A 23,287-nucleotide genomic window follows, 5' to 3' on the forward strand; every position below is an offset into this window, starting at 1 on the left:
CTTGTTGACGGAAGGAAGACTTGTCTATTATGCAAAACATCTATCAGCCCGGACCGTCCTCGCAGCGCCCGGATAAGCGCAATCGCGCGACAATGCTCATCTCTTGTCCGGATCGGCCCGGAATTGTAGCGGCTGTCTCGCACTTCTTGTACGAGCATGGCGCGAATATCGTGCAGTCCGACCAGTATTCCATGGATCCCGGCGGCGGCATGTTCTTTATCCGTTTTGAATTTGATCTGAGTGACCTGGACACCGAGCTGCCGGTGCTCCAGGAGGATTTTGCCCGCGTGGCGGATCGTTTCGAGATGAAATGGCATACGTTCCGCGCGAGCCGCAAGAAACGTCTGGCCATCTTCGTTTCCAAAGAAGATCACTGCTTGCTGGAGCTGCTGTGGCAGTGGCAAGCAGGCGATCTGGAAGCGGATATCGCGATGGTCATCAGCAATCATCCGGACATGAAAGCGCTCGTGGAATCATTCGGCATCCCGTTCCACCACGTTCCGGTTACGGCAGATACGAAAGCCGAAGCGGAGAAGAAACAGCTGGAGCTTGTATCCGATAAAGCAGATCTGATCGTACTGGCGCGTTATATGCAAATTATTTCGCCGAAATTCATCGAGCAGTTCCCGAACCGGATTATTAACATTCATCATTCCTTCTTGCCTGCCTTCGTAGGCGGCAAACCTTATGCTCAAGCGTATACGCGCGGTGTCAAAATCATCGGCGCTACGGCGCACTATGTAACGGAAGAGCTCGACGGCGGACCAATCATCGAGCAGGATGTGCAGCGCGTCAGCCACCGCGACGAAGTGGACAACCTCAAGCGCATCGGACGTACAATCGAACGTGTTGTCCTTGCGCGTGCCGTAAAGTGGCATGTTGAAGATCGGATTCTTGTACACAAGAACAAGACCGTCGTGTTCAATTAATCGAAGCTAATGTCTGTGTTTAGCTGACAACAATGGCGTGTTTACGCGGAATTCCCCGTGTGAACGCGCCATTTTCATGTCGATTTTTAGCGCACTAACGCATTAAGGATGGAAAAGGCGCAGTGGTAATGGTACAATATTTCAAAGCCAGTGCGGGAACACCGCCAAAGTGAATTAAAGAGAGAGTATGACTTGAAACGCCGCGCTTTCCAAGGATGGCGACAGCCGTTTCACTTCGATGCAAGTCTATTCGGATTTAGGAGGAGTTTACGTAATGACAGTAACACAGAAGTCCATCGATCAGCTTTCCATTGATACGGTCCGTACACTTGCGATCGATTCGATTGAGAAAGCAAATTCCGGCCACCCGGGCATGCCTATGGGAGCGGCTCCGATGGGGTATCAATTGTTTGCGAAGACAATGAACCACAATCCGTCCAACCCAACATGGATCAACCGCGATCGTTTCGTACTTTCCGCAGGTCATGGTTCCATGCTGCTTTACAGCCTGCTTCACCTGTCAGGCTACGATCTTCCTATCGAAGAACTTCAAAACTTCCGTCAATGGGGCTCCAAGACACCGGGTCACCCGGAGTTCGGCCACACAGCCGGCGTAGATGCAACAACCGGTCCGCTTGGACAAGGGATTGCAATGGCAGTGGGTATGGCTATGGCTGAAGCCCATCTTGGCGCAACTTACAATAAACAAGATCTTAACGTGATCGACCACTATACATTCGCCATTTGCGGCGACGGCGACTTGATGGAAGGCGTTGCAAGCGAAGCCGCTTCCCTCGCAGCTCACCTGAAGCTTGGCAAACTGGTCGTCCTGTACGATTCAAACGATATCTCGCTCGATGGCGAGCTGAACCTTTCGTTCTCCGAGAACGTACAAGGCCGCTTCGAAGCGTACGGCTGGCAAGTGCTTCGCGTAGAAGACGGCAACGATCTGAACGCGCTGGCTAAAGCGGTAGCTGCAGCACAAGCGGATACAAGCAAACCGACACTGATTGAAGTGAAAACGACAATCGGCTACGGCAGCCCGAACAAAGGCGGCAAAGGCGGTCATTTGGGTACGCACGGCAGCCCGCTTGGCGCTGACGAGACGGTCCTGACGAAGCAATTCTACGGCTGGGAGAACGATGCTTTCCACGTGCCGGCAGAAGTTGCCGCTCACTTCGCAGAAGTGAAAGCAAACGGCGAGAAAGCAAATGCAGCGTGGGATGCGATGTACGCAACTTATAAAGCAGCTAACCCTGAACTGGCAGCACAATTCGAAACGGCAATCAGCGGCAACCTGCCTGAGGGCTGGGACAATGATCTGCCTGCATACACACCGGCAGACAAAGCGCTTTCGACTCGTGTAGCTTCCGGTAACGCGCTGAACGGACTTGCAAAGAACGTGCCAAACCTAATCGGCGGCTCTGCCGACCTGGAAAGCTCCACAATGACTCACCTGAAAGGTTTGCCAGTATTCAAACCAGGCAGCTACGAAGGCCGCAACGTTTACTTCGGCGTACGTGAGTTTGCGATGGCAGCTGCAATCAACGGTATGAGCTTGCATGGCGGCGTTAAAGCATTCGGCGCTACGTTCTTCGTATTCACGGATTACCTGCGTCCGGCAGTACGTCTGTCCGCGCTGATGAAACAGCCGGTTGTTTACGTGCTAACGCATGACAGTATCGCTGTCGGCGAAGACGGTCCTACGCATGAGCCGATCGAACAATTGGCTTCCCTGCGTATCATTCCGCAGCTGACCGTATTGCGTCCGGCGGATGCGAACGAAACGTCGGCAGCTTGGGCTTATGCGCTTTCCAAAGCGGATCAGCCGATTGCACTTGTTCTGACTCGCCAGAACCTTCCGGTACTTGAAGGCACTAACGAGCAAGCTCGCGAAGGCATCGCGAAAGGCGCATATGTCGTTTCCGATGCGGCTGACGGCAAACCTCAAGCTCAGCTGATCGCGACCGGTTCCGAAGTTCAACTTGCGGTTGCAGCTCAGAAAGCTCTTGCGGCAGAAGGCATTCAAGTTCGTGTCATCAGCATGCCAAGCTTTGATCTCTTCGAGCGTCAACCTAAGGCTTACAAAGAATCCGTTATTCTTCCGGGTGTTAAAGCACGTCTTGCAATCGAAATGGGTTCACCGTTCGGTTGGGAGCGTTACGTGGGCGACGGCGGCGCGGTACTGGGTATCGATACATTCGGTGCTTCCGCAAAAGGCGACCGCGTAATTGCCGAGTATGGCTTTACGGTTGAGAATGTTGTAAGCAAAGTAAAAGGCTTGCTGTAGTAGTCAGTAAACTGCGGGGCTGAAAGCCGTCTCCCTATAAAGCGGCCGGAAGCCCTGCTTTTCTATCCTCATTCTAAGCTTATACCACAAAGGAGCTAATGCCGAATGTCTCAGTTCGAGAATGTTTCAATCGTCAAGAAAGCTAATGTATACTTCGATGGTAAAGTAACAAGCCGCACAGTGCTGTTCGCGGATGGAACGAAGAAAACACTCGGTATCATGATGCCGGGCGACTATGAATTCGGTACAGACGTGAAGGAAATTATGGAAATCGTGGCAGGCGATTTGAAAGTGCTGCTGCCAGGCGACTCCGAATGGATCAGCATCTCCGGCGAAGGCGAGTTTACAGTTCCGGCAAATGCAAAGTTTAAGCTTCAAGTAACAACAGTTACGGATTATATCTGCTCTTATATTCAAGAATAGTCGTATTAAACGAAAAGCTGCCCCGCTCGCCGACTTGGATGATCCAAGCGAGAACGGGGCAGCTTTTTGTATACGTACGTTATACGCTTAGTCAGCCGTAATGCGTTGTTTGTTGATATAAGCTTCCAGCTGCAAACGCTGATAGGGAGCGAGTCCTGCCAGCAAACAGCCGTAACGGAAGCGGCTGCCATTGGTTTCGATGCGGATGATGCGTCCGGTTACAGGAGGCAGCTCCGAATCCTGAGGGAAGTGAATCACCACGAACATATCGCACTCCAGCGGGAAGTTGGACGAAATTTGAAGCCCGCTTTCGGAAATGTCGCATAGGGTTCCATCGATCAGTTGTCCGGAGAACGAACCTTCCTGCGCCCATTGATAGATGGAGAGCTTCAGCGGCACATTCAGTGCAAGGCGTTCAGCCCGGCGGCGATTCTGCGCGCTGTCCGAAACCGGAACGGCAACCGTTGCTTCCGATGCTGCTGCAACGGTATCTTGGACGTCGCTGTGAGTCGTGATCCGTTTGTTGATCCATTGCTCGTAGCCGTGTGCGAGCGCGGAGAGATCGAGCTCTCCAAGGCCCATCGCGTCACCGACTTGATAGAGGCTCTTGACCGTTTCAAGAATCGGCGTAGGCGTCTTCAACTCATCCGAAAGCGATGAAGCGAGGCGCAGATCCTTCAGCATGAGGGCGAGCGAGAATTGCACGCTGAAATCGCGTTCCAGCAGCTTCGGCGCTTTAAGCTCGGCCATTTTGCTGGCAGCTCCGCCGGATTGAACAAGCTCCAGGAACGACTTGGCGTCGATGTCGCCGCTGGCGGCAATCGCCATCCCTTCGAGCAGCGCGGCAACGTTAATGCCGACAATCGTATTATGGGCCAGCTTTGCAGTAGAACCGCTGCCGCCCGGACCCATTGGAATGACTTTACGTCCCATCGCATTCAGAACGTCATGTACCTTATGAATGACTTCGATATCGCCGCCGACCATAAAGACAAGCGAGCCGCTCTCAGCTGCAGGCTTGCTTCCCGTAACCGGAGCATCGAGGAAGTCGCCGTATTTTGCGGAAACATCCGTATGTAGCTGGCGTGCCAGTGCCGGAGAAATGGTACTGCTGTCGATGATAATGGTTCCCGGCATCATCGCGCCGAGCAGACCGTTCTCGCCGTAGTAAACTTCACGAATCGCGTCATCGTTGCTGATCATCGTAATAATCAGATCCGATACCCGGGCTGCAGCAGCCGGCGATGAAACTTCATCCGCACCCAGCTCGAGGAGCTTGTCCGCTTTGCCAGGCGTACGGTTAAACACCGTAACGGAATACCCTTTGCGCAGCAAATTGGCAGCCATTGGCTCGCCCATCACGCCTAGGCCGATAAATGCAATTTTAAACATGTATTGTCATCTCCTTGAAAGCGGATTTTAAGTAGTTCCATTTTATCACAAAAAGGCGGGGAGAAGTATTGGCCCCCTCGATCCCTTGTTTTTGCCTAACAAATCCATTATCCTTATCCTAGCTGTAAACAGGATAATTTGTGGGAGGTTTAATACGAATGAGTAAAGCAGTTCAGTTTGATTATAGCAAGGCATTGTCGTTCATCGGCCAGCATGAAATCGATAATTTAGCAGAGCAAGTGCGCACAGCACATACCCAGCTTCGTGAAGGCACAGGCGCAGGCTCGGACTATCTGGGCTGGATCGACCTGCCGACGAATTATGATAAAGAAGAGTTTTCCCGCATTCAGAAAGCAGCTGCGAAGATCGGATCTGACTCCGAGGTGCTGATCGTTATCGGCATCGGCGGCTCTTACCTGGGCGCTCGCGCGGCAATCGAAATGCTGTCGCACTCTTTCTATAACCTGCAGCCGAAAGAACAACGCAAGACGCCGCAAATTTTGTTCGCAGGCAACAACATCAGCTCCACTTATGTAACGCATTTGCTTCAATTGCTGGAAGGCCGCGACTGGTCGATCAACGTCATTTCCAAATCCGGCACAACGACGGAGCCGGCAATCGCGTTCCGCGTATTCCGTGAAGCATTGGAAGCGAAATACGGTAAAGCTGAAGCACGTACACGTATCTATGCGACAACAGATCGCGAGAAAGGTGCCCTGAAGAAGCTGGCAACGGAAGAAGGCTACGAGTCCTTCATCATTCCGGATGATGTAGGAGGACGTTACTCCGTACTGACAGCAGTTGGTTTGCTGCCGATTGCAGCTGCAGGCATCAATATCGAAGAAATGATGAAAGGCGCAGCGGATGCTCAGCAAGCGTACAGCAGCCCGGTGCTTGCAGAGAACGAAGCGTACCAATACGCAGCAGCGCGTAACGCCCTTTACCGTAAAGGCAAAGCAACGGAAATTCTCGTTAACTACGAGCCGGCGCTTCACTTCGTGTCGGAGTGGTGGAAACAGCTGTACGGCGAGAGCGAAGGCAAAGACTTCAAAGGGATTTTCCCGGCTGCCGTAGACTTCTCGACGGATCTGCACTCCATGGGTCAATTCATTCAAGAGGGTAACCGCAACATCTTCGAAACGGTCATCCAAGTGAAGAACGTGGCCGAGCAAATTACGATCGGCCATGATGCGGGAGACCTGGACGGGCTTAACTTCTTGACCGGCAAAACCATGGATTTCGTAAACAAGAAAGCCTTTGAAGGCACGCTTCTTGCACATACAGACGGACAAGTACCTAACTTTGTCGTGAACATTGCAGATATGAAACCTTACACATTCGGCTACCTGGTGTACTTCTTCGAGATCGCTTGCGGCATCAGCGGTTACCTGCTGGGCGTCAATCCGTTCGACCAACCGGGCGTTGAAGCCTACAAGAAAAACATGTTTGCATTGCTTGGCAAACCGGGCTATGAGAAAGAGAAGGCTGAGCTGGAAGCTCGCCTGTAAGCTCTCATTGTCATGCTGCCGAGATACAATACGCTGCGTCAGCAGGCCAGCAAAGAGATCGTCATTAAGAAATCCCGTTTCATCGGCTACGGCAAACCGGTAACGTCGGAGGCAGAAGCGATCGCCTATATAGAGGAGCTGAAGAAGCTTCACTGGAACGCCTCGCATAACTGCTCAGCCTACGTCATCGGTGAACGCGACGAGATCCAGAAGCAGTCCGATGACGGGGAGCCAAGCGGTACAGCCGGCAAACCGATTCTGGAAGTGATTAAGCATCATGGCCTCAAGAACGTCGTCATTGTCGTGACTCGTTATTTCGGAGGCATTATGCTCGGTGCGGGCGGCCTTATTCGGGCGTATACCGACGGTGCCGTGGCGGCCATTGAAGCAGCCGAGCCGATCGTGAATATTCTGCATCGCGAGGTAATCGTCGATGTCGACTACACCTGGTATGGCAAGCTCGAGAATGAATTCCATGCGCGCAACGTGCGAATCGGCGGCACCGAATTCACCGATCGCGTGGTGATCACCTGCCTGCCGGAAGCGCCGGAAGCAGAGCGATTCAGCGCGTGGATAACCGATATCACGCAAGGACAAGCTGTGCTCTCGCTTGGCGAAGAGAAGTACTACATTGAAGGCGAATAATGCAATACGAAGCTCCCCGGGCCAACTGTCCCGGGGAGTTTTCTTATTTCGACATCTAATTCCTCTATCAGATGAAGAAGATTAGGATTGACTAGACGCGCCTCCGTCTGCTACATTTAATACCAAGTGATTTGATGGGGATTAAAAAACCACTACAACGATTCCTCAAGGAAAGTGTCAGGGGGTAAGTCAGCTTGAATATCATCATGCGCAGCCGCTTGTGGAGCTTTGGCTTCCGCAGCACCATTATGCTTTATTTCGTATTGCTGATCGTTTTGCCGATTATCGGAATCTACTCGCAATCCTTTGAGCTTGGCCTGCAGCCTTTTTGGGACAGCATCACAGACCCGCTGGCTTGGAAGGCTGTGCTTCTTACCGTTAAACTCTCCGTAATAGCCGCACTTATCAATGTATTTCTTGGCACCATGATTGGATGGGTATTGATTCGTTACCGGTTTCCCGGGCGAAGAATACTTAATAGTTTAGTAGATTTGCCATTTGCGCTGCCGACGGCTGTCGGTGGCTTGATGATATTGCTGCTCCTGGGTCCGAACAGCTTCGCAGGCGGAATCGCCGACAAGCTCGGATTTCAGATCGTATTTCACGAACCCGCCATTATCGTAGCTATGGTCTTCGTGACCTTTCCCTTCGTCATTCGCGGCGTTCAGCCGCTGCTCGAAGAGCTTGACAAGTCGGAAGAAGAAGCCTCGTATACGCTTGGCGCATCGAGGGCGAGAACCTTCTTTCAAGTGATATTCCCCTCCATGCTTCCGGGTATTATAAGCGGAGCGATGCTGGCGTTCTCAAGAGCGCTCGCTGAATTCGGCGCCGTCGTACTCGTAGCAGGCAACATTCCGGGAAAAACGCTGATCGCGGCGGTTTATATTTTCGGAGAAATTGAAAGCGATAACGTGCAGGGGGCCGCGGCCGTTTCCGTTATGCTGCTGACGCTGTCGTTCCTCATTTTGTGGGCGGTTAATCTCGTCCAGTCGAGGAGGCACGGCAAATGAGAAAGCTTTGGATTACGTTAACCTATCTGGTGTTTCTGATTCTGCTCATCGCACCGCTCGTGAAGATTTTTACCGGTTCCTGGGGAGATGGCTGGAGCGGCTTCGCAGAAGCGCTGACACGCAAGCAGTCCCTGCATGCGCTTATGATGACCGGCTTAATCGTCATTGTCGTAACGCTTCTAAACACGCTGTTCGGCGTCATGTTAGCCCTCTATCTGGTACGAGGGACGTGGCTTAGCAAACGGATCAAAGGGCTGATGAACAGCATCGTTGATTTGCCGTTTGCGGTTTCGCCGGTCATCGGCGGCTTGATGATCGTGCTTATGCTCGGTCCGAGCTCGGTAATCGGTACGTTTTTCGAAGATATCGGCTTCAAAGTGGTTTATGCATTGCCGGGTATGATTCTTGCCACGCTCTTCGTGACGTTCCCGCTTATGGTGCGTGAAGTCATGCCGGTGCTGCAGGAAATCGGCTCTCAGCAGGAAGAAGCGGCATCAACGCTTGGCGCTTACTCTTGGTACACCTTCTGGAAGGTAACTTGGCCATCTATCCGCTGGGGCGTCATCTATGGCGTTGTATTGACCGTCGCAAGGTCGCTGGGTGAGTTTGGTGCAGTGCTGGTTGTCTCAGGCAATATCATGAATAAGACGCAAACGGCGACAACGCTCGTTTATCAGGATGTCGAGAATTTCAATGTAATCGCGGCGAGCAGCGTGGCGCTTGTACTGGCTGCTTTCTCGGTCGGATTGCTGCTGTTAATGGAATGGGCGAAGAAGAGAAAGGAAGTGCATTAAGCGATGCATATCGAGGTGCGCGGTTTAAATAAACAGTTCGGTGATTTTCAAGCGGTCAAGGATGTTAGTTTTGACATTGCAAAAGGTCAATTGATCGGTCTGCTCGGACCAAGCGGCGGCGGCAAAACGTCGATTCTCCGCATGCTTGCGGGGCTGGAGACGCCAACCTCCGGCGATATCGTGTTTCATGGCAAACGGGTCAACGACCTGCCGCCGCAGGAACGCGGAATCGGGTTTGTATTTCAGAACTATGCCCTGTTCAAACATATGACGGTTTATGATAATGTCGCTTTCGGCTTGAAGGTTAAGAAGGAACCCAAAGATGCAATTCGCGAGCGTGTCATGTCGCTGCTTGAGCTTACGGGTCTGAAGGGCTTTGAACATCGCTACCCGCATCAGCTCTCCGGCGGTCAACGCCAGCGTGTCGCTTTTGCCCGGGCGCTTGCGCCGCAGCCTCAGCTGCTGCTGCTGGATGAGCCGTTTGCGGCGATTGACGCGAAGATTCGGCATGAGCTTCGCACATGGCTGAAGGAAATGATTGAGCGTCTTGGCATTACGTCGATATTCGTTACGCATGATCAGGACGAAGCGATTGAAGTAGCCGACGAAATTATGATCATTAATAAAGGCCGCCTGGAACAGAAGGGTACGCCTTGGGATATTTATAAAAGTCCGCAAACCCAATTCGTGGCCAGCTTCATCGGAGAGTCCACGATCGTGGATAAAGTGGAAATGCTGAAAGGCTTCGAAGAAGCGAAGAACTGGCCGGGTACGAAAGCGCTCATCCGTCCGGAATATATCGAGATTGGCAAGCGCCATGAATTCCGTCTGCCTTCCGCAACGGTGCTCGGCAAAGTAAAGCATCTGCATTTCCGCGGAAGCGAATGGATGGTTGAGGTAGAAGTCGGCGACATTAAGCTGATTACGTATCGATCGCTTGAGAAGGATGTGCTGCAGCCGGGCGAAGAGATCAGCGTCATGATTCATCGCGCCTATCTGTTCAACGACAACGACACTTGGATTATGGAGAACAAGCTGAAAGAAGATCCGATGCCGATGCATATTTAACTTAAGAAAGCGTTGTGTACACAATGAAATCATTCCTAACAAAAGGTTGGCGCATTGCAGTGGCCGCGCTTATGACGTCTTCGCTTCTCTTCACAGCAGCATGCGGGACGTCGAATAATAGCGCTGCGCCTACGGCAGCACAAGGTGATCTCACGCTCGTAATCGGTGCTTATTCCGTAGCGAAGGATGCATTCGATATCCTATTGCCGAAGTTTGCAGCGCATTGGAAAGAAGAGACCGGCCAGACGATTACGTTCCAAGAATCGTATGAAGCATCCGGTACTCAAGCTCGTGCGATTGCCGGCGGGTTCGAAGCGGATATAGCGGCACTTGCGATGGAAAGCGATATCGATAAGATACAGAAGGCAGGCTTTATCACGAGCGACTGGCGGAAAGTCGGCAACGGCGGCATGATTACACGCTCCATTGCAGTGATGGGCACTCGCGAAGGCAATCCCAAGGGGATTCATGATTGGGAGGATCTCACCCGTAAAGGCGTGAAGGTTCTGTACCCGAATCCGAAAACCTCCGGCGGCGCGCAATGGGACATCAATGCGATGTACGGCGCGGGACTGAAGGAATCAGAAGCGAAGACGGGACAGAAAGACCCGGCTTATGCCAAGTCGTTTCTGGAACGGATTCATCATAATGTAGAGTCGCTGGATAAGAGCGGCCGCGCATCCATGGCTGCCTTTGAATATGGGGTTGGCGACGTTATCATCACCTACGAGAATGAGCTGCTGGCGCGGATTAAGAAAGGCATTCCGTATGAGGTTATCATACCGAAATCGACCATTCTGATTGAGAACCCGGCTGCGATTGTCGATGTGAACGTCGATAAGCACGGCACTCGCAAAGCGGCTGAAGCGCTGCTCGCCTATTTGTACAGTGAGGAAGCACAGCGTATCTTTGCGGACAACGGCTTCCGACCGGTGAACGACAAGGTCATGGAAGAGGTCAAAGGCAATTATAAGACGCCTGAGGATTTGTTCGATATCAGTTACTTGGGAGGATGGGCGAAAGTCCGCGAGTCGCTCTATTCACCGAAAGGCGTATGGTACCAAGTGTTGGCCGGCATTTAACCGGACAAATTAGAAAAAGCTCCCAGCAGGGAGCTTTTTTGCGTTTTCTATGCAATTTAGCCGATGACTACGGCATCCTTCGTATAGGAAACCGTGGCTTTCAGCACGTTGGAGAAGAAAGACAGCGGCACGTAGAGCGTATTGTCTTTCATAACCGGAGCTGCACCTAGCGTGACTTGAGAAGCAGTAGCGGCATAGTTGTCTTTGCCAACTTGCAGGGAAACATGCTTTGTTCCTTTGTCAACATCGATCCAACCCGCATTCCAGCTGAGCTCATAGCCCAGCTGTGCGGAGATCGCGCGAAGCGGAGCCATGGCAATGCCGTCTTTGCCCACGAAGAGATGAGCGCCGGAGATCGTTTTGCCACCGGCTTTTATGGACAAGGAACTGAGGTTACCCGGTACGGCTGCATCTGGTTTGCTGCCCGGAACGGCTACGGCGATTTCCCGAATACCTGCTGCATAAGGCGCGATTTCATATTGCTGGAAGACGAGCACCGCTTTGCCATTCTTGAGATAGAAGCGTTGGTCGTCGGTGATGGACTTAAAAGTATCTTTGAAATAAATATCGGAATGTGCGGCAATTTCAGCGTTAACCGCCTTATTGAAGATGGTTTTATAGCCATTGCCGAATAGTTCTTTAAGCTTCACGGCGGAAGCCTTCGCTTCATTGCGGACATTGTAAGTGTCAACGCGTGTCCAGCCGTGAGCGCCGCCGGTATAAGCAGAGGTAATCAGTTTGAAGGAAAGAATCCCGCCGGAGCTCTTGCTGCCATCGCCAATCAATTCATAGCTGACTTTGAACATATAAGGCCTGAATTCGTACACGCCGGCTGCAGCGGCGGCATCGTCTTTGGCTTGTTTCTTCAGCTTCTCAAGCTCTGCATGCGCACGTGCCGCAAGGTTGGCATTCAGCGTATTCTGGTAGCTCTTATCTTGCATTCCGCTGATGACGGGGATATTCAGCTCGGACTCATAAAAGTCGGTTTTATCGGTGACGGTCTTGGAAGTCAATTGGACAGCGCCGGCTTGAACGCTAACGACTGCTTGCGTAGTTACGGGTGTGGCTTGATCTGCGAAAGCGAGCGGTGCGGAAAGAGTAAGAAGCAGCGCGCTTACGGCTCCGATTGTTGTCATTCGTTTGAATGGTTGCTGTATGTTGATCATGAATGATCCCTCCAGGTTTGTAGTAGGCTAGGACCTCAGTATAACGGGCATCATCCAAATAGGAGTGACAAATTGGTAACGATGCTCACAGGTAGGCTTTCCTCATGAATCAACATAACAATCCTTTATTCTTTTCATCATAATGATTGATTTCTCTTATCAACTGCTGCCACGTATAATGAAAACCAACAACCAGACACGGAGGTGGCAGCACGGCTATGGCACTTGAGCAGACGATTAAACCGATTGGTCCCTATATAGCAAGCCTCGGCTCTGCAGGCGGTAAGAAAGCAGGCGGAATCGGATTTACTTTTCTACTGGCGGCTGCGGGTTATGGATTATCCCAGCTCCCCGTTCTCCATTATGTAGGGCAGATGGCATGCGCCATTCTGCTTGCGGTGATTTATAGACAGGTGTGGGGCTATCCGGAGGCTCTTCGAGCCGGAATTACATTCTCGGGCAAAAGCTTGCTGAGACTCGCCATCATTCTCTACGGAATCAAGCTTAATCTGCTGCAAGTTTTCCAAGATGGACCGAGCCTGCTCATTCGGGATATCGCTGCCGCTCTATTCGCGATCGGCTGTACCCTGCTGCTGGCGAAGCTGCTGAAGGCGGATCAGAAGTTGTCGCTGCTGCTTGGCATTGGCACCGCGATCTGCGGCGCGGCGGCTATAGCAGCCGTATCGCCGATCTTGCGAAGCAAGGAGGAAGACACCGCGGTGAGCGTCGGCCTCATCGCACTTGCAGGGACGGTGTTTGCGGTCGGCTACACGATGCTTCGGCCAGTCCTTGCGCTGACGGAGCTGCAGTATGGCGTTTGGTCCGGAACGAGCCTGCATGAAATTGCGCATGTTGCGCTGGCGGCTGCGCCTGCCGGAGAAGATGCGCTTGCAGGTGCGCTGCTCGCGAAGCTTGGCCGTGTTTTCCTGCTCGTGCCGCTAAGTATGGTGCTTATTCTTGTGCAGCGGCAGAGACAGCAGCGGCGACTGCGGCGGTTAAAGGAACAGGCACCAGGAGCGGAAGATAACGCTAAGATACATCAAGCTGCAAAGCTGCAGCTTCCATGGTTCCTCCTTGGTTTTCTCGCGCTAAGCGCGCTTGGCAGTACCGGTGCCGGACAAACATTTATGCATGAAGCGCCGGAGATTATGAATGCCATTACCCAGATAACGACCTTCCTGCTGACCATGGCGATGGTAGCGCTCGGGCTCAACGTAGATTTACGCGGAAGCGGCAAAGCGATCATCAAGCCGCTCGCGGCTATGTTTATCGCATCTGTACTGCTCGCAGTTAGCACGTATTTTACCATCTGATGCAACTAAAAAAGAGCTGCACCATAACAGTCGTCCCAAACGACTGTCAGTGCAGCTCTTATCGTTTATACGGTTTGAAGAATGAACTTCTCGATGACATGGCGTACGCCTTCATCGTTGTTGGATTTCGTGACATATTGCGCGATATCCTTCAGCTTCTGCACGGCGTTGCCCATCGCTACGCCGAGTCCTGCCGTTTCGATCATCTCGTGGTCATTCCAAGAATCGCCGATGGCAATCACTTCATCCAGCGAACAGCCGATATGCTCCGCCATAAACGCGATCGCATGCCCTTTCGTGCCTTCCTTATGGGTAACTTCAAGGAAATGCGGCTTGGATTTCGTAATATGAGCCTGATTACCGATCAATGGGGCAAGGTCGGCGGCAACTTGATCAAGGCGGGCAGGATCGTCGATCATAAGCATTTTGGCTGTAGGGCGTTTAATCAGCGATTTCAGATCCGGCTCTACCACAAATGGAATGTTCGCCAGCTTCGAGTAGTCGCGCGCTTTCTGATTATCTTCTTTTACATAAATGACATCATCCGTATACAGCTGCACATGGATGTTATGCTCCTCGCAGTATTGCATCAGCAGCTCAGCGGCATTCTGAGGAACGTAGCGCTCATAAAGCACTTGCTCGTCCAGTAATGTTTTGACGCTGGAGCCCTGGTACGTGATGATCGGGACATTCAGCTCAATTTGATGAGCGATCTTCTTCGCGGATGGGAACATGCGGCCTGTCGCCAACGTGACGAACACGCCTTTCTCCATAGCTGCGGTCAGTGCTTCCTTCGTTCCCGGCGTAACCGTACATTCATCTGTTAAGAGCGTGTCATCAATATCAATGGCAATTAATTTATACATGATTTCTCTCTGCTCCTTCTCTCTACTGCGTACGCATTTTCATTGATTGTAGCGGAAATCAGAGGCTGGAACAACCCTTATCCCTATGTCGACATTGTAAATTGCTGACGATAGGAAGTCGGCGTCATGTTCTCGCTTTCTTGAAAGCGCTTGTTAAAATAACTCGGATGAACGTACCCCGACAACCTCGCCACCTCGTTCACGCTGAGGTCCTGTTGTTCGACGAGAAGCTGCTTAGCCCGCTGGATGCGGCACATCGTCACGAATTCGAGCGGCGTTTGACCGGCGGCGCGGCGAAACCATCTGCAGAACGCGAATCGATTCGTTCCGGCGCGCGCTGCCCATTCATCGAGGTCGAATGGTTCGGCCGCGGCCGCTTGCAGCTCAGGCAGCAGCTTCAGCATCCGTTCAATCGCGGATGCCCCGGTGCTCGGAGCCGCAATGGGCTCGGCCTGCTCGATGAATTCCGCGATAATGCCGTACATCAGCATGGAAATGCGGCTGGGATGCAGCATTTTGTGCCGGTTGATTTCGTCCAGGAGCTCATCAATTAAGCTCTCGAGCCCTAGAGGCGATCGTAATCGCCATCCTATTGAACGATGGAAGCCACGCTCGGTCAGATCGGCAAGAATACCGTTGCCGTAGAAATGAATCCACTTGATGTCCCATGGCTGCTCATCGTCGGCGAAGTACGCCTGTTTATCGCCCGGGAAATATAGGAAGGCATCCCCTGCGCTCAGCTCGCAGCGCTGCCCGTCATGCTCGACGTAGCCTTTGCCTGAGGTGACCAGATGCAGGTTGAATTCCTGCAGCATACCTGCCGCGCGACGTACATCATGACCTTTATTATGTTCATAATAGCCGGCGGACTCCGGAAAACAATAGAACCTATTCCTCCGCAGCAGCGGAAGCGTCAAATGATGCTTAGCCATGGGTACACTCCTTGAATGAGCAATATCGTTGTAGTCCATGCAATATATTTCGATTTTTGAAAGTGAAATCCTTTACTATAATGATCAATATAACGATATGAAGGAGCGCATAACGATGACGACTATGAAACGAATTGCAATTGCAGGCATTGAGCAGGGCGTTACGCAGCTTATTCAAGGCTCGATGATGCTTAACATTGATCGTATGGATTACTCCGGTGAGCTGCTTGACGCTTATGTAGCTGCCGGCGGCAACGCTATTGATACCGGGCATATTTACGGCGTGAGCTCGGCGCAGGCTATCGGACAATGGATGGCGGATCGCGGGAACCGCAGCGAGATCGTCATCATCGGGAAAGGCGCACATCCTTACGAACAATCCCGTATGACCAAAACCTGCATTCAAAGTGACTTGTTGGAGTCGCTTGAGCGGCTGCAGACGGATTATATGGATATGTACATGCTTCATCGCGACGATCCGAATGTGAACGTCGGTTACATTCTGGAAGGGCTGAATGATCAGCTGGCCGCCGGTCGCTGCCGTGCAATCGGGGCATCCAACTGGAGCGTAGCTCGCATTCAAGAAGCCAATGCCTATGCAGCCAAACACGGGATGACGGGCTTCGCTTGCAGCAGTCCGAATTTGGCGCTGGCAAGGCCTAATGAAGCGCGCTGGGCAGGCTGTGTAACGACAAGCGCAGAGGACGAAGCTTGGCATGAGAAGTCACAGCTGCCGATCTTATCTTGGTCTTCGCAATCCGGCGGATTCTTCACGGACCGTTATTCCGAAGATAATCGCGAGGATGCGGAGATGGTGCGCGTCAATTACAACGCCGAGAACTGGGAGCGCAAGCGCAGGGCGACGCTGCTGGCGGAGAAATACGGCGTAACCGCGAATCATATTGCTCTGGCTTATGTACTGAATCAGCCATTCCCGGTAGCGGCCATTATCGGACCGCATAAGCCGAGCGAGCTTCAAGACAGCCTCAAGGCATTGCCGGTGACGCTATCCGATGCCGAACGCGATTGGCTGAACCTGCTTACAGAGAAAGCGGCGCTGTAGCGCTGCAACGCAACCGAAATTCAAGGCGTTCCCTTGCACGAACAGACTGCTGCGGCGATGCGGCAATGAGGTCTGATTCATGTGGGCGGGAACGTCTTTTTGCTTTGCCGGGAAGGAACTTGCGACAGCCGCTCGAATGCGATAGAGTGAGTTACAGGTTCATTTTGGAAGAGGTGTTTGGGTGAGTATTTATGGTGAGAAAGCGGTAAAACAGCGGCGGCGGGTATCCATGGCTGTACTGCTGACAGTGGCGGTAGTGGTCGGATTTGCAGGGGGAAGGTTCAGCATGCTGCTTCAATACCCCATTATGAAGGAGCCTGCATTTCGCAATTTATCTTACGCGTATAAAGAAATCATGAATCGTTACTTGGAAGGCGCGGATTCGAAGGCGCTTGTCGACGGCGCTGCGGAAGGCATGGTCGGCTCGCTAGGCGATCCATATTCGGTTTATTTAACGGGAGATCGAGGGGAGCAATACATAAGCTCGTATGAGGATCATTTTGTCGGGATCGGCGTTGAAATTCGTGAGGAAGATGGCCGATTTATCATCGATAAATTGATTAAGACCGCTCCGGCGGAGAAGTCCGGCTTGAAGGCCGGCGATGTGTTTGTCTCTATTGACGGGACCTCGGCCAAGGGACTCGACTTAACAAAGCTGAAGGAGCTGGTGCAAGGCAAAGAAGGAACAACCGCGAAGCTGACGGTGGAGCGCGAGGGTTCGAGTAAACCGCTTGCCATATCTGTTGTGCGCGGCGCCGTTCCGGTGCTTACGGTTACTTCGAACATGCTGCCTGACGGAGTCGGTGAAATCACCATCAGCCGGTTCGCGGAGAAGACGGCCAATGAATTTAACGCTGCGATAGAAGCCCTGCAGAAGAAAGGGATGAAGTCGCTTCTGCTCGATCTTCGCGGTAACCCGGGCGGACTGCTGGAGCCAACGATCACGATTGCCAATCGGTTTGTGCCGAAGGGGAAAACGATCGTACAAGTGGTGTATAAAGGCGAGACACGCGTCATCACTCATCAATCGAAGCAGAAAGAGCCATGGAAGCTGCCGATTGCGATTCTTGTGGATGCGCACACGGCAAGCTCTGCCGAGGTGCTGACTGCGGCACTTAAAGCAACGGCCGGTGCCAAAGTCGTAGGGCAGAAAACGTTCGGTAAAGGTATCGTACAGAACTTCCGCCAGTTGAAGGACGGTTCCGTGCTTAAGCTGACGGAGGCGCAGTGGCGTTCACCGGATGGCCAATGGATTCATAAGAAGGGCATCGAGCCCGGTTATGTGGTTGCAGCTCCGGATTATGCGCAGCTGCCACGCCTTGCAGCCGGCTTAAAGCTGGGGATTGGCGATTATGGCGACAAGGTGCAGACGGTGCAAAGCATGCTGCAAGTGCTCGGTTATGCGGTAGGTGCCGGCAAAGGAATCTATGATGCCGATACAGCTGCAGCCGTACGCAGCTTCCAAGCCAATGAGAAGCTGCCGCAGACCGGAACGATGAACGATAAGGCTGCTTATCGGATGATGGTGATGCTGACGAACAAATTCGATAAAGAGGATCCGCAACGAATCAAAGCGGTTTCGCTGCTTGAAGCGGCGAAGTAGCAACCTTTTCGGGGTGATCGTCGTTGAAATACTGGAGTAAAGCAGGAAGCGACAACTTCCATTGCGCGATTTAAATCGCTGTGATATGCTTGTAAGAATTTATCCGGAATTGGATTGCAGGAGGCGACATCTTTGGCTCATTATTACATGGAACCATCCCGCACCTTTAGCGAATTTCTGCTGGTGCCGAATTTGACAACGAAGGATTGCAATCCTTCAAACGTGAATCTCAAGACTCCGATCGTGAAGTTCAAGAAAGGCGAGAAGCCGGCCTATTCGTTGAATATTCCGTTCTCATCCGCTGTTATGCAGGCCGTTTCCGACGATCGCATGGCTGTTGCGCTCGCGCGCAGCGGCGGTATCTCGTTTATTTACGGCTCCCAGTCCGTGGAAGGACAAGCGGAGATGGTGCGCAGAGCGAAAAGCTATAAGGCGGGCTTCGTTGTCAGCCGCTCGAACCTGACGCCGGAGCATACGCTGAAGGATGTGCTGGAGCTCAAAGAGCGTACAGGTCATTCTACTGTGGCGATTACAAGCGACGGTTCGCCGAAAGGCAAGCTGGTTGGCATCGTAACGGGCCGTGATTATCGCATCAGCCGGGACTCGCAGTCCAAGACGGTTAGCGAGTTCATGACCCCGTTCTCGAAGCTGATTTACGGCAAATCGGGCATTACGCTTTCGGAAGCAAATGATCTGATTTGGGATCATAAGCTGAACTGTCTGCCTGTTGTAGACGAGCAGGGCAATTTGGATTATTTGGTTTTCCGTAAGGATTATGATGAGCATAAAGAAAATCCGTCCGAGCTGCTGGATACGAATAAGAGTTACATCGTAGGGGCGGGTATCAACACGAAGGACTACGCGGAACGTGTACCGGCACTTGTTGCTGCAGGCGTGGATGTGCTCGTTATCGATTCCTCCGACGGCTACTCGGAATGGCAGAAGGAAACGATTGATTTCGTGAAATCGAATTCCGACGTGAAGATCGGCGCAGGTAACGTAGTTGACCGCGAAGGTTTCTTGTACCTGGTAGAAGCTGGCGCGGACTTTATTAAAGTCGGCATCGGCGGCGGATCCATCTGCATCACGCGCGAACAGAAGGGGATTGGCCGCGGACAAGCTTCGGCGATGATCGAGGTTGCTGCAGCCCGCGATGAGTACTTCCAACAAACCGGCATCTATGTGCCGATCTGTTCTGACGGCGGTATCGTGCATGACTATCACATCACGCTGGCGCTCGCTATGGGTGCGGACTTCGTCATGATGGGCCGTTATTTTGCCCGTTTCGATGAGAGCCCGACGCGCAAGCTGAAGGTCGGCAACAACTTTGTAAAAGAGTTCTGGGGCGAAGGCTCCAACCGTGCACGCAACTGGGAGCGTTACGACACCGGCGGCAAAGCGGGCCTGATGTTCGAGGAAGGCGTAGATTCTTACGTTCCTTACGCGGGCAGCTTGCATGAGAACTTGAGCAAGACGATTCACAAAATCAAATCGACCATGTGCAACTGCGGTTCCCTTACAATCGCAGAGCTGCAGCAGAATGCACGGATTACGCTGGTTTCAGCGACGAGCATCATTGAGGGCGGCGCGCATGACGTTATTTTGAAAGAGAACAGCATTGCCGGAGAATAAATAAATAGGGCTGCTCGGATGGAATCTGCAACGATTCGCCGGGCGGCCCTTTTGTTGTATTTCACCTTGTTTCTAGAAAAAATATTGACGCTCCACGCGGCTGATTCGTACGCTGTAGGAGGCATACCAGTCTGTTCTTCCTTTATCCTGTGCGGTTAGGTGGAGGGGATTGGCTTTCCAATTCTTAATGGCATCGAGGGATTCCCAGTAGGATACGGTGATGCCGATTCCATCGCTGTCGCGTGCGCTCTCAACGCCAAGGAAACCCGGCTGTACGGATGCGAGCTTGCCCATCTGCTCTGCCATATCGCCATAGCCATTGTCCCCGGTTGTCCGGAGAGAGGTGAAGATGACGGCGTAATATGGAGGCTCCGGTGTCTTGGCCATGCCAGATGGCTCGTTATGGTCGTTCGAATGATTGTTCATCGGTAAAAGGTCCTCCTAGATAGATGGAATGGATTAACTTATCTTTGATTAAATTAGATTAGATTAGATTAGGATAACGTTTCCCAGCGCTCCCACATTTCTTGCGGGTTCCGTTCATACACTTCCTGCTCGCGATACAAGTATGCATGCATGATGAACTCGCGCCGAATGGTAGCGAAGTCGGGATGGAACTGTTTGATAAACTCGTTAAGTTCCTTCTCCGTATAGCTTCTGCCTTCCTCGAGCTGCTGCGCTAAGTGCTCCAGCACGATTCGTTTCTTCTTCAGTTGAGCGGGGATATGCTTTAGCTTACCATCTGCAGTCGTGAAATTGCGCAGGACAGACTGCTTCAATCGTTCGTTTTTCTCATCCATCGGTTCGATCTCCTTCGTTTCATTCGTTGCCGGCCGCGCAAGGATAGCTTGCAGCGAGCCTTCATATTGCCGTAGAAAATAATGATCCAGCGAGAAGAAAATCGCATTCTTGTCGCGGCGCTCGTGAATGAGGCTGACGGCCCGCAGTTTGGCGGCATGATGCGTGATGGTGGCGGGGGATAGGCATAATTTCTCCGCGAGCAATTGTCCGGTCATTTCGCCTTCCGCGAGCAAAATAAGCATCCGGATGCGAGTAGGATCAGCGAGTGCCTTATGATAGTTCACAATCTTATCAAGCTGCATCATGGTTGTAGCCTGCCTTTTCGTTATATATTAGATAAACATCTAATTAGAAGATAATCTAATTAGATGAACATGTCAATCCGCAACTTGAAAAATAGGCATGCCAGGATTCGGATCTCGCTGAGAACGCAATATAATAGGGATTTCGCTTGTCTATGACAACCGAAATCCCTATCCATACGAACCATTCCTATTCAATTGGATACTGCACTCCATTCCATTTTCCAAACAACAACCGTTGCTAATCACATTTTACGCTGATCTTGCTCTTACTGTTGATGGATCCTCATTTTCAAATTTGTTATGCTGTAAATCTCGCTTTGGACCGAAAAGCTTAACCTGACCATTGACCGTATTATCCGACTTTGCTCACCGTTTCCCGCATGCCCCGAAAACAACTATACCGGATAACTCCTTTCCCGAATCATTGAGGGACATACTTCGCTAACCTTCTTCAATGGACTATCCCCTCTCAGAGAAAGTGGAGATCTTCTCGATCAACCAGCTTTCTTCTCTTCCCGAACCTCTCGGCTTGGGGGCGAGCTGCTTGTTTGATCTGACCTTAGTGTACAGGCAATTAGCCTATTATGTAAATATTCAGAAAAATCAAAATAATGCCTTCCTGTCGTGATATTTGCCTATTATCTCAGCTTTTCTCGCGATTCTTTACAATTCCTCCATATATCGAAATATGTCGTTTTATGAAGACGGGAGAAATGGTATTGACAGAAAGGGAGTCGGGGCATATATTATAACCAGTGGTTAGTAACCGTTGGTTATTGAAATTCGCAGCGGGGTAGAAAAGTGGGAATAGGAGTGGATATGAAGTATGAAATCCGAGCAAATTTCTGAGCATGTATGGTGTTTACGGACATGGATGGTTATCCCTTTGCGGGTATGGGTGGTACGTGAGGAAGATGGCGTTACGTTGGTGGATGCGGGTATTCCGCTCATGACCAAGGGTATTATTTCTTTTATAGATCAATTGCAGGCAGGACCGCTTAAACGTATAGTACTTACCCATGGGCATTCGGACCATGTTGGTGCGATTACGGGATTACTGGCTCGTTACCCGGATGCCGAAGTATATGCGCATGAAATTGAGTTTCCGTACATGGAGGGGAACCAACCGTATCCGGGGCGTAAGAAAGCAGCGCAGTCGGTAAAAGCAGGATTGGCAAAGCCGCTTGATGAGGAAGGCGGTGAACTCGCCGATATTGGAAGCTTGAGCGTTTATCACACGCCGGGTCATGCACCTGGGCATGTCGTGTTTTTTCACAAGCAAGATGGCATGCTGCTGGCGGGAGATTTATTTACTTCGAAGAAAGGGCGTTTGCGCAAGCCGATGGCGATGTTTACGGCAGATATGGCCGAAGCGGTTCGCAGCAGCGAAATCGTGCGGCAGCTGAAGCCGAAACGATTGGAGATTTGTCATGGGGGACCGGTCATGCAGCCCGCTGCACAGCTCGATGAGTATCAAGCTGCAAGCAGGGCGCATTAACGGGAATGGTGCTGAAGAAGCTTGCCGGCGATTTCAACCAGCCGCTCTTGCAGCTGCATCGGCTCCAGCACTTGAATGCGCGTTCCGAAGCTGAGCAGGTGATAGGGGACGTAGGTTTGGAGCAAATGATTTTCGATCATAAAGCGGGCGGTATCGACGGAACGATCGACGAGCGCTTCGCTGAACAACCACATTTCGCAAAGTGCATTCAGAGCTTGCAAATTGCCCTTAATCACAATGGGGATGAGCTGGTCTTCGCCTTCGGGTTGTCGCTTTAAATTCCGGAGCAGAAAAGAACGTGCCGAGAATGCTTCCGGACGTTCGAATACGTTGTCCGTTCCGTTTAGCGCCATAATGCGGTCCACACGGAAGCTGCGCGTGGCTTGCCGGAGATGGCAGTGGGCGATGATGTACCATTTGCCTCTCCAATGCACGAGGCCGTAAGGGTCAATGGAGCGTTCCTGTTCATCCAGACCATAGCCCTTCTGATAGACCATGTGCTGCGTCGTGCAGCTTGCGACGGATTGCTCCAGCTGTTGCAGGAAACCCTCGATATTCGATGGGGGTGCGGATGGATTGACCACCTCGAACCCGACCATATGCCGTTCAATTTCGCTGCGCTGCGCCTCATTGGTGTAGCGTTTTAATTTTGTAACGGCCTGTTTCAGCACGTCACCGTAGGGATAACCCGCTTCCTGTGCGAAGAGTGCGGCATGAATGAGCGCCTTTTGCTCCTCGAGATCGAAGAAGAGCGGCGATTCCTTAAAATGCTCAAGCAGGCTGTACCCGCCATTATGGCCGGAATCGGCCACAATCGGAACGCCGCTCGCACAGAGCGCATCGATGTACCTGTATACGGTTCGGATGTGCATCTCGAGCGAGTCTGCCAGCTGCTTGGCGGTCATTCGTTTATTTGCTTTGAGCAGCCACAGGATGGCCAGCATGTTGTCTGCTTTGGACACGGAGG

General features: G+C 51.9%; 21 protein-coding genes. 14 read left to right on the forward strand and 7 right to left on the reverse strand.

Features of this window, described 5'->3' with window-relative positions; genetic code table 11:
• Positions 1-29 precede the first annotated feature (29 nt).
• The 3 genes from purU to BM412_RS00835 all read left to right on the forward strand — a co-directional run bounded on the left by purU (position 30) and on the right by BM412_RS00835 (position 3,642).
• Positions 30-929 carry a formyltetrahydrofolate deformylase gene (gene purU / locus BM412_RS00825; RefSeq protein WP_091212549.1) on the forward strand — a complete coding sequence of 300 codons (900 nt, stop codon included), beginning with the start codon at positions 30-32 and terminating at the stop codon, positions 927-929.
• Positions 930-1,203: 274 nt separating this feature from the next.
• The gene (gene tkt / locus BM412_RS00830; protein WP_091212553.1) at positions 1,204-3,219 is read left to right on the forward strand and encodes a transketolase; all 2,016 of its coding nucleotides are present in this window, start codon (positions 1,204-1,206) and stop codon (positions 3,217-3,219) included.
• 105 nt (positions 3,220-3,324) lie between these two features.
• Positions 3,325-3,642 (forward strand): pyrimidine/purine nucleoside phosphorylase, encoded by a 318-nt coding sequence (locus BM412_RS00835; RefSeq protein WP_091212556.1) that lies wholly within the window; start codon positions 3,325-3,327, stop codon positions 3,640-3,642.
• A gap of 87 nt (positions 3,643-3,729) precedes the next feature.
• On the opposite strand, the gene BM412_RS00840 is transcribed toward BM412_RS00835, so the two are convergent.
• Positions 3,730-5,034 carry an NAD(P)-binding domain-containing protein gene (locus BM412_RS00840; protein ID WP_091212558.1) on the reverse strand — a complete coding sequence of 435 codons (1,305 nt, stop codon included), beginning with the start codon at positions 5,032-5,034 and terminating at the stop codon, positions 3,730-3,732.
• 158 nt (positions 5,035-5,192) lie between these two features.
• On the opposite strand from BM412_RS00840, the gene BM412_RS00845 reads away from it, so the two are divergent.
• From BM412_RS00845 to BM412_RS00870, 6 genes are all read left to right on the forward strand, one after another.
• On the forward strand, positions 5,193-6,542 hold the full coding sequence (locus BM412_RS00845) for a glucose-6-phosphate isomerase (RefSeq protein WP_091212560.1): 1,350 nt from the start codon (positions 5,193-5,195) through the stop codon (positions 6,540-6,542).
• Positions 6,543-6,554: 12 nt separating this feature from the next.
• Complete coding sequence (locus BM412_RS00850; protein ID WP_091212563.1) at positions 6,555-7,187, forward strand: YigZ family protein; 633 nt, start codon at positions 6,555-6,557, stop codon at positions 7,185-7,187.
• 206 nt (positions 7,188-7,393) lie between these two features.
• A complete protein-coding gene (gene cysT, locus BM412_RS00855; protein WP_371264799.1) occupies positions 7,394-8,197 on the forward strand; it encodes a sulfate ABC transporter permease subunit CysT in 804 nt (267 codons plus the stop codon).
• The gene (locus BM412_RS00860) at positions 8,194-8,991 is read left to right on the forward strand and encodes a sulfate ABC transporter permease subunit (protein ID WP_091212569.1); all 798 of its coding nucleotides are present in this window, start codon (positions 8,194-8,196) and stop codon (positions 8,989-8,991) included. The genes cysT and BM412_RS00860 overlap by 4 nt, the downstream gene beginning before the upstream one ends.
• 3 nt (positions 8,992-8,994) lie before the next feature.
• Positions 8,995-10,059 (forward strand): sulfate/molybdate ABC transporter ATP-binding protein, encoded by a 1,065-nt coding sequence (locus BM412_RS00865; protein ID WP_091212572.1) that lies wholly within the window; start codon positions 8,995-8,997, stop codon positions 10,057-10,059.
• A 23-nt stretch (positions 10,060-10,082) separates the two neighbouring features.
• Positions 10,083-11,141, forward strand: coding sequence for a sulfate ABC transporter substrate-binding protein (locus tag BM412_RS00870; RefSeq protein WP_091212575.1), 1,059 nt, complete (start codon positions 10,083-10,085; stop codon positions 11,139-11,141).
• Positions 11,142-11,197: 56 nt separating this feature from the next.
• On the opposite strand, the gene BM412_RS00875 is transcribed toward BM412_RS00870, so the two are convergent.
• The gene (locus BM412_RS00875; RefSeq protein ID WP_091212578.1) at positions 11,198-12,307 is read right to left on the reverse strand and encodes a PdaC/SigV domain-containing protein; all 1,110 of its coding nucleotides are present in this window, start codon (positions 12,305-12,307) and stop codon (positions 11,198-11,200) included.
• 218 nt (positions 12,308-12,525) lie between these two features.
• Between BM412_RS00875 and BM412_RS00880 the strand changes: the two genes are divergently transcribed.
• Positions 12,526-13,620: a YeiH family protein gene (locus tag BM412_RS00880; protein ID WP_091212580.1), complete on the forward strand. Its 1,095-nt coding sequence runs from the start codon at positions 12,526-12,528 to the stop codon at positions 13,618-13,620.
• A 65-nt stretch (positions 13,621-13,685) separates the two neighbouring features.
• Here BM412_RS00880 and BM412_RS00885 read toward each other — a convergent pair whose 3' ends face one another.
• Both BM412_RS00885 and BM412_RS00890 read right to left on the reverse strand, forming a co-directional pair.
• Complete coding sequence (locus tag BM412_RS00885; RefSeq protein WP_091212583.1) at positions 13,686-14,486, reverse strand: Cof-type HAD-IIB family hydrolase; 801 nt, start codon at positions 14,484-14,486, stop codon at positions 13,686-13,688.
• A gap of 83 nt (positions 14,487-14,569) precedes the next feature.
• The gene (locus BM412_RS00890) at positions 14,570-15,418 is read right to left on the reverse strand and encodes a helix-turn-helix transcriptional regulator (protein WP_177245596.1); all 849 of its coding nucleotides are present in this window, start codon (positions 15,416-15,418) and stop codon (positions 14,570-14,572) included.
• Positions 15,419-15,533: 115 nt separating this feature from the next.
• Between BM412_RS00890 and BM412_RS00895 the strand changes: the two genes are divergently transcribed.
• From BM412_RS00895 to BM412_RS00905, 3 genes are all read left to right on the forward strand, one after another.
• Complete coding sequence (locus BM412_RS00895) at positions 15,534-16,481, forward strand: aldo/keto reductase (protein ID WP_371264688.1); 948 nt, start codon at positions 15,534-15,536, stop codon at positions 16,479-16,481.
• A gap of 181 nt (positions 16,482-16,662) precedes the next feature.
• Entirely contained in the window at positions 16,663-18,084 is a 1,422-nt protein-coding gene (locus tag BM412_RS00900) for a S41 family peptidase (protein ID WP_256256064.1), read from the forward strand.
• A gap of 132 nt (positions 18,085-18,216) precedes the next feature.
• Complete coding sequence (locus BM412_RS00905) at positions 18,217-19,716, forward strand: IMP dehydrogenase (protein WP_091212588.1); 1,500 nt, start codon at positions 18,217-18,219, stop codon at positions 19,714-19,716.
• Positions 19,717-19,788: 72 nt separating this feature from the next.
• Here BM412_RS00905 and BM412_RS00910 read toward each other — a convergent pair whose 3' ends face one another.
• Both BM412_RS00910 and BM412_RS00915 read right to left on the reverse strand, forming a co-directional pair.
• A complete protein-coding gene (locus BM412_RS00910; RefSeq protein ID WP_091212591.1) occupies positions 19,789-20,142 on the reverse strand; it encodes an antibiotic biosynthesis monooxygenase family protein in 354 nt (117 codons plus the stop codon).
• A gap of 68 nt (positions 20,143-20,210) precedes the next feature.
• Positions 20,211-20,819: a DUF2087 domain-containing protein gene (locus BM412_RS00915; protein ID WP_091220057.1), complete on the reverse strand. Its 609-nt coding sequence runs from the start codon at positions 20,817-20,819 to the stop codon at positions 20,211-20,213.
• A gap of 829 nt (positions 20,820-21,648) precedes the next feature.
• On the opposite strand from BM412_RS00915, the gene BM412_RS00920 reads away from it, so the two are divergent.
• Positions 21,649-22,320: an MBL fold metallo-hydrolase gene (locus BM412_RS00920; RefSeq protein WP_091212594.1), complete on the forward strand. Its 672-nt coding sequence runs from the start codon at positions 21,649-21,651 to the stop codon at positions 22,318-22,320.
• On the opposite strand, the gene BM412_RS00925 is transcribed toward BM412_RS00920, so the two are convergent.
• The gene (locus BM412_RS00925; RefSeq protein ID WP_091212597.1) at positions 22,317-23,282 is read right to left on the reverse strand and encodes a helix-turn-helix transcriptional regulator; all 966 of its coding nucleotides are present in this window, start codon (positions 23,280-23,282) and stop codon (positions 22,317-22,319) included. The genes BM412_RS00920 and BM412_RS00925 overlap by 4 nt on opposite strands.
• Positions 23,283-23,287: the final 5 nt, after the last annotated feature.

The organism is Paenibacillus sp. BC26 (assembly GCF_900116125.1).
GTDB classification, from domain to species: domain Bacteria; phylum Bacillota; class Bacilli; order Paenibacillales; family Paenibacillaceae; genus Paenibacillus_Z; species Paenibacillus_Z lignilyticus.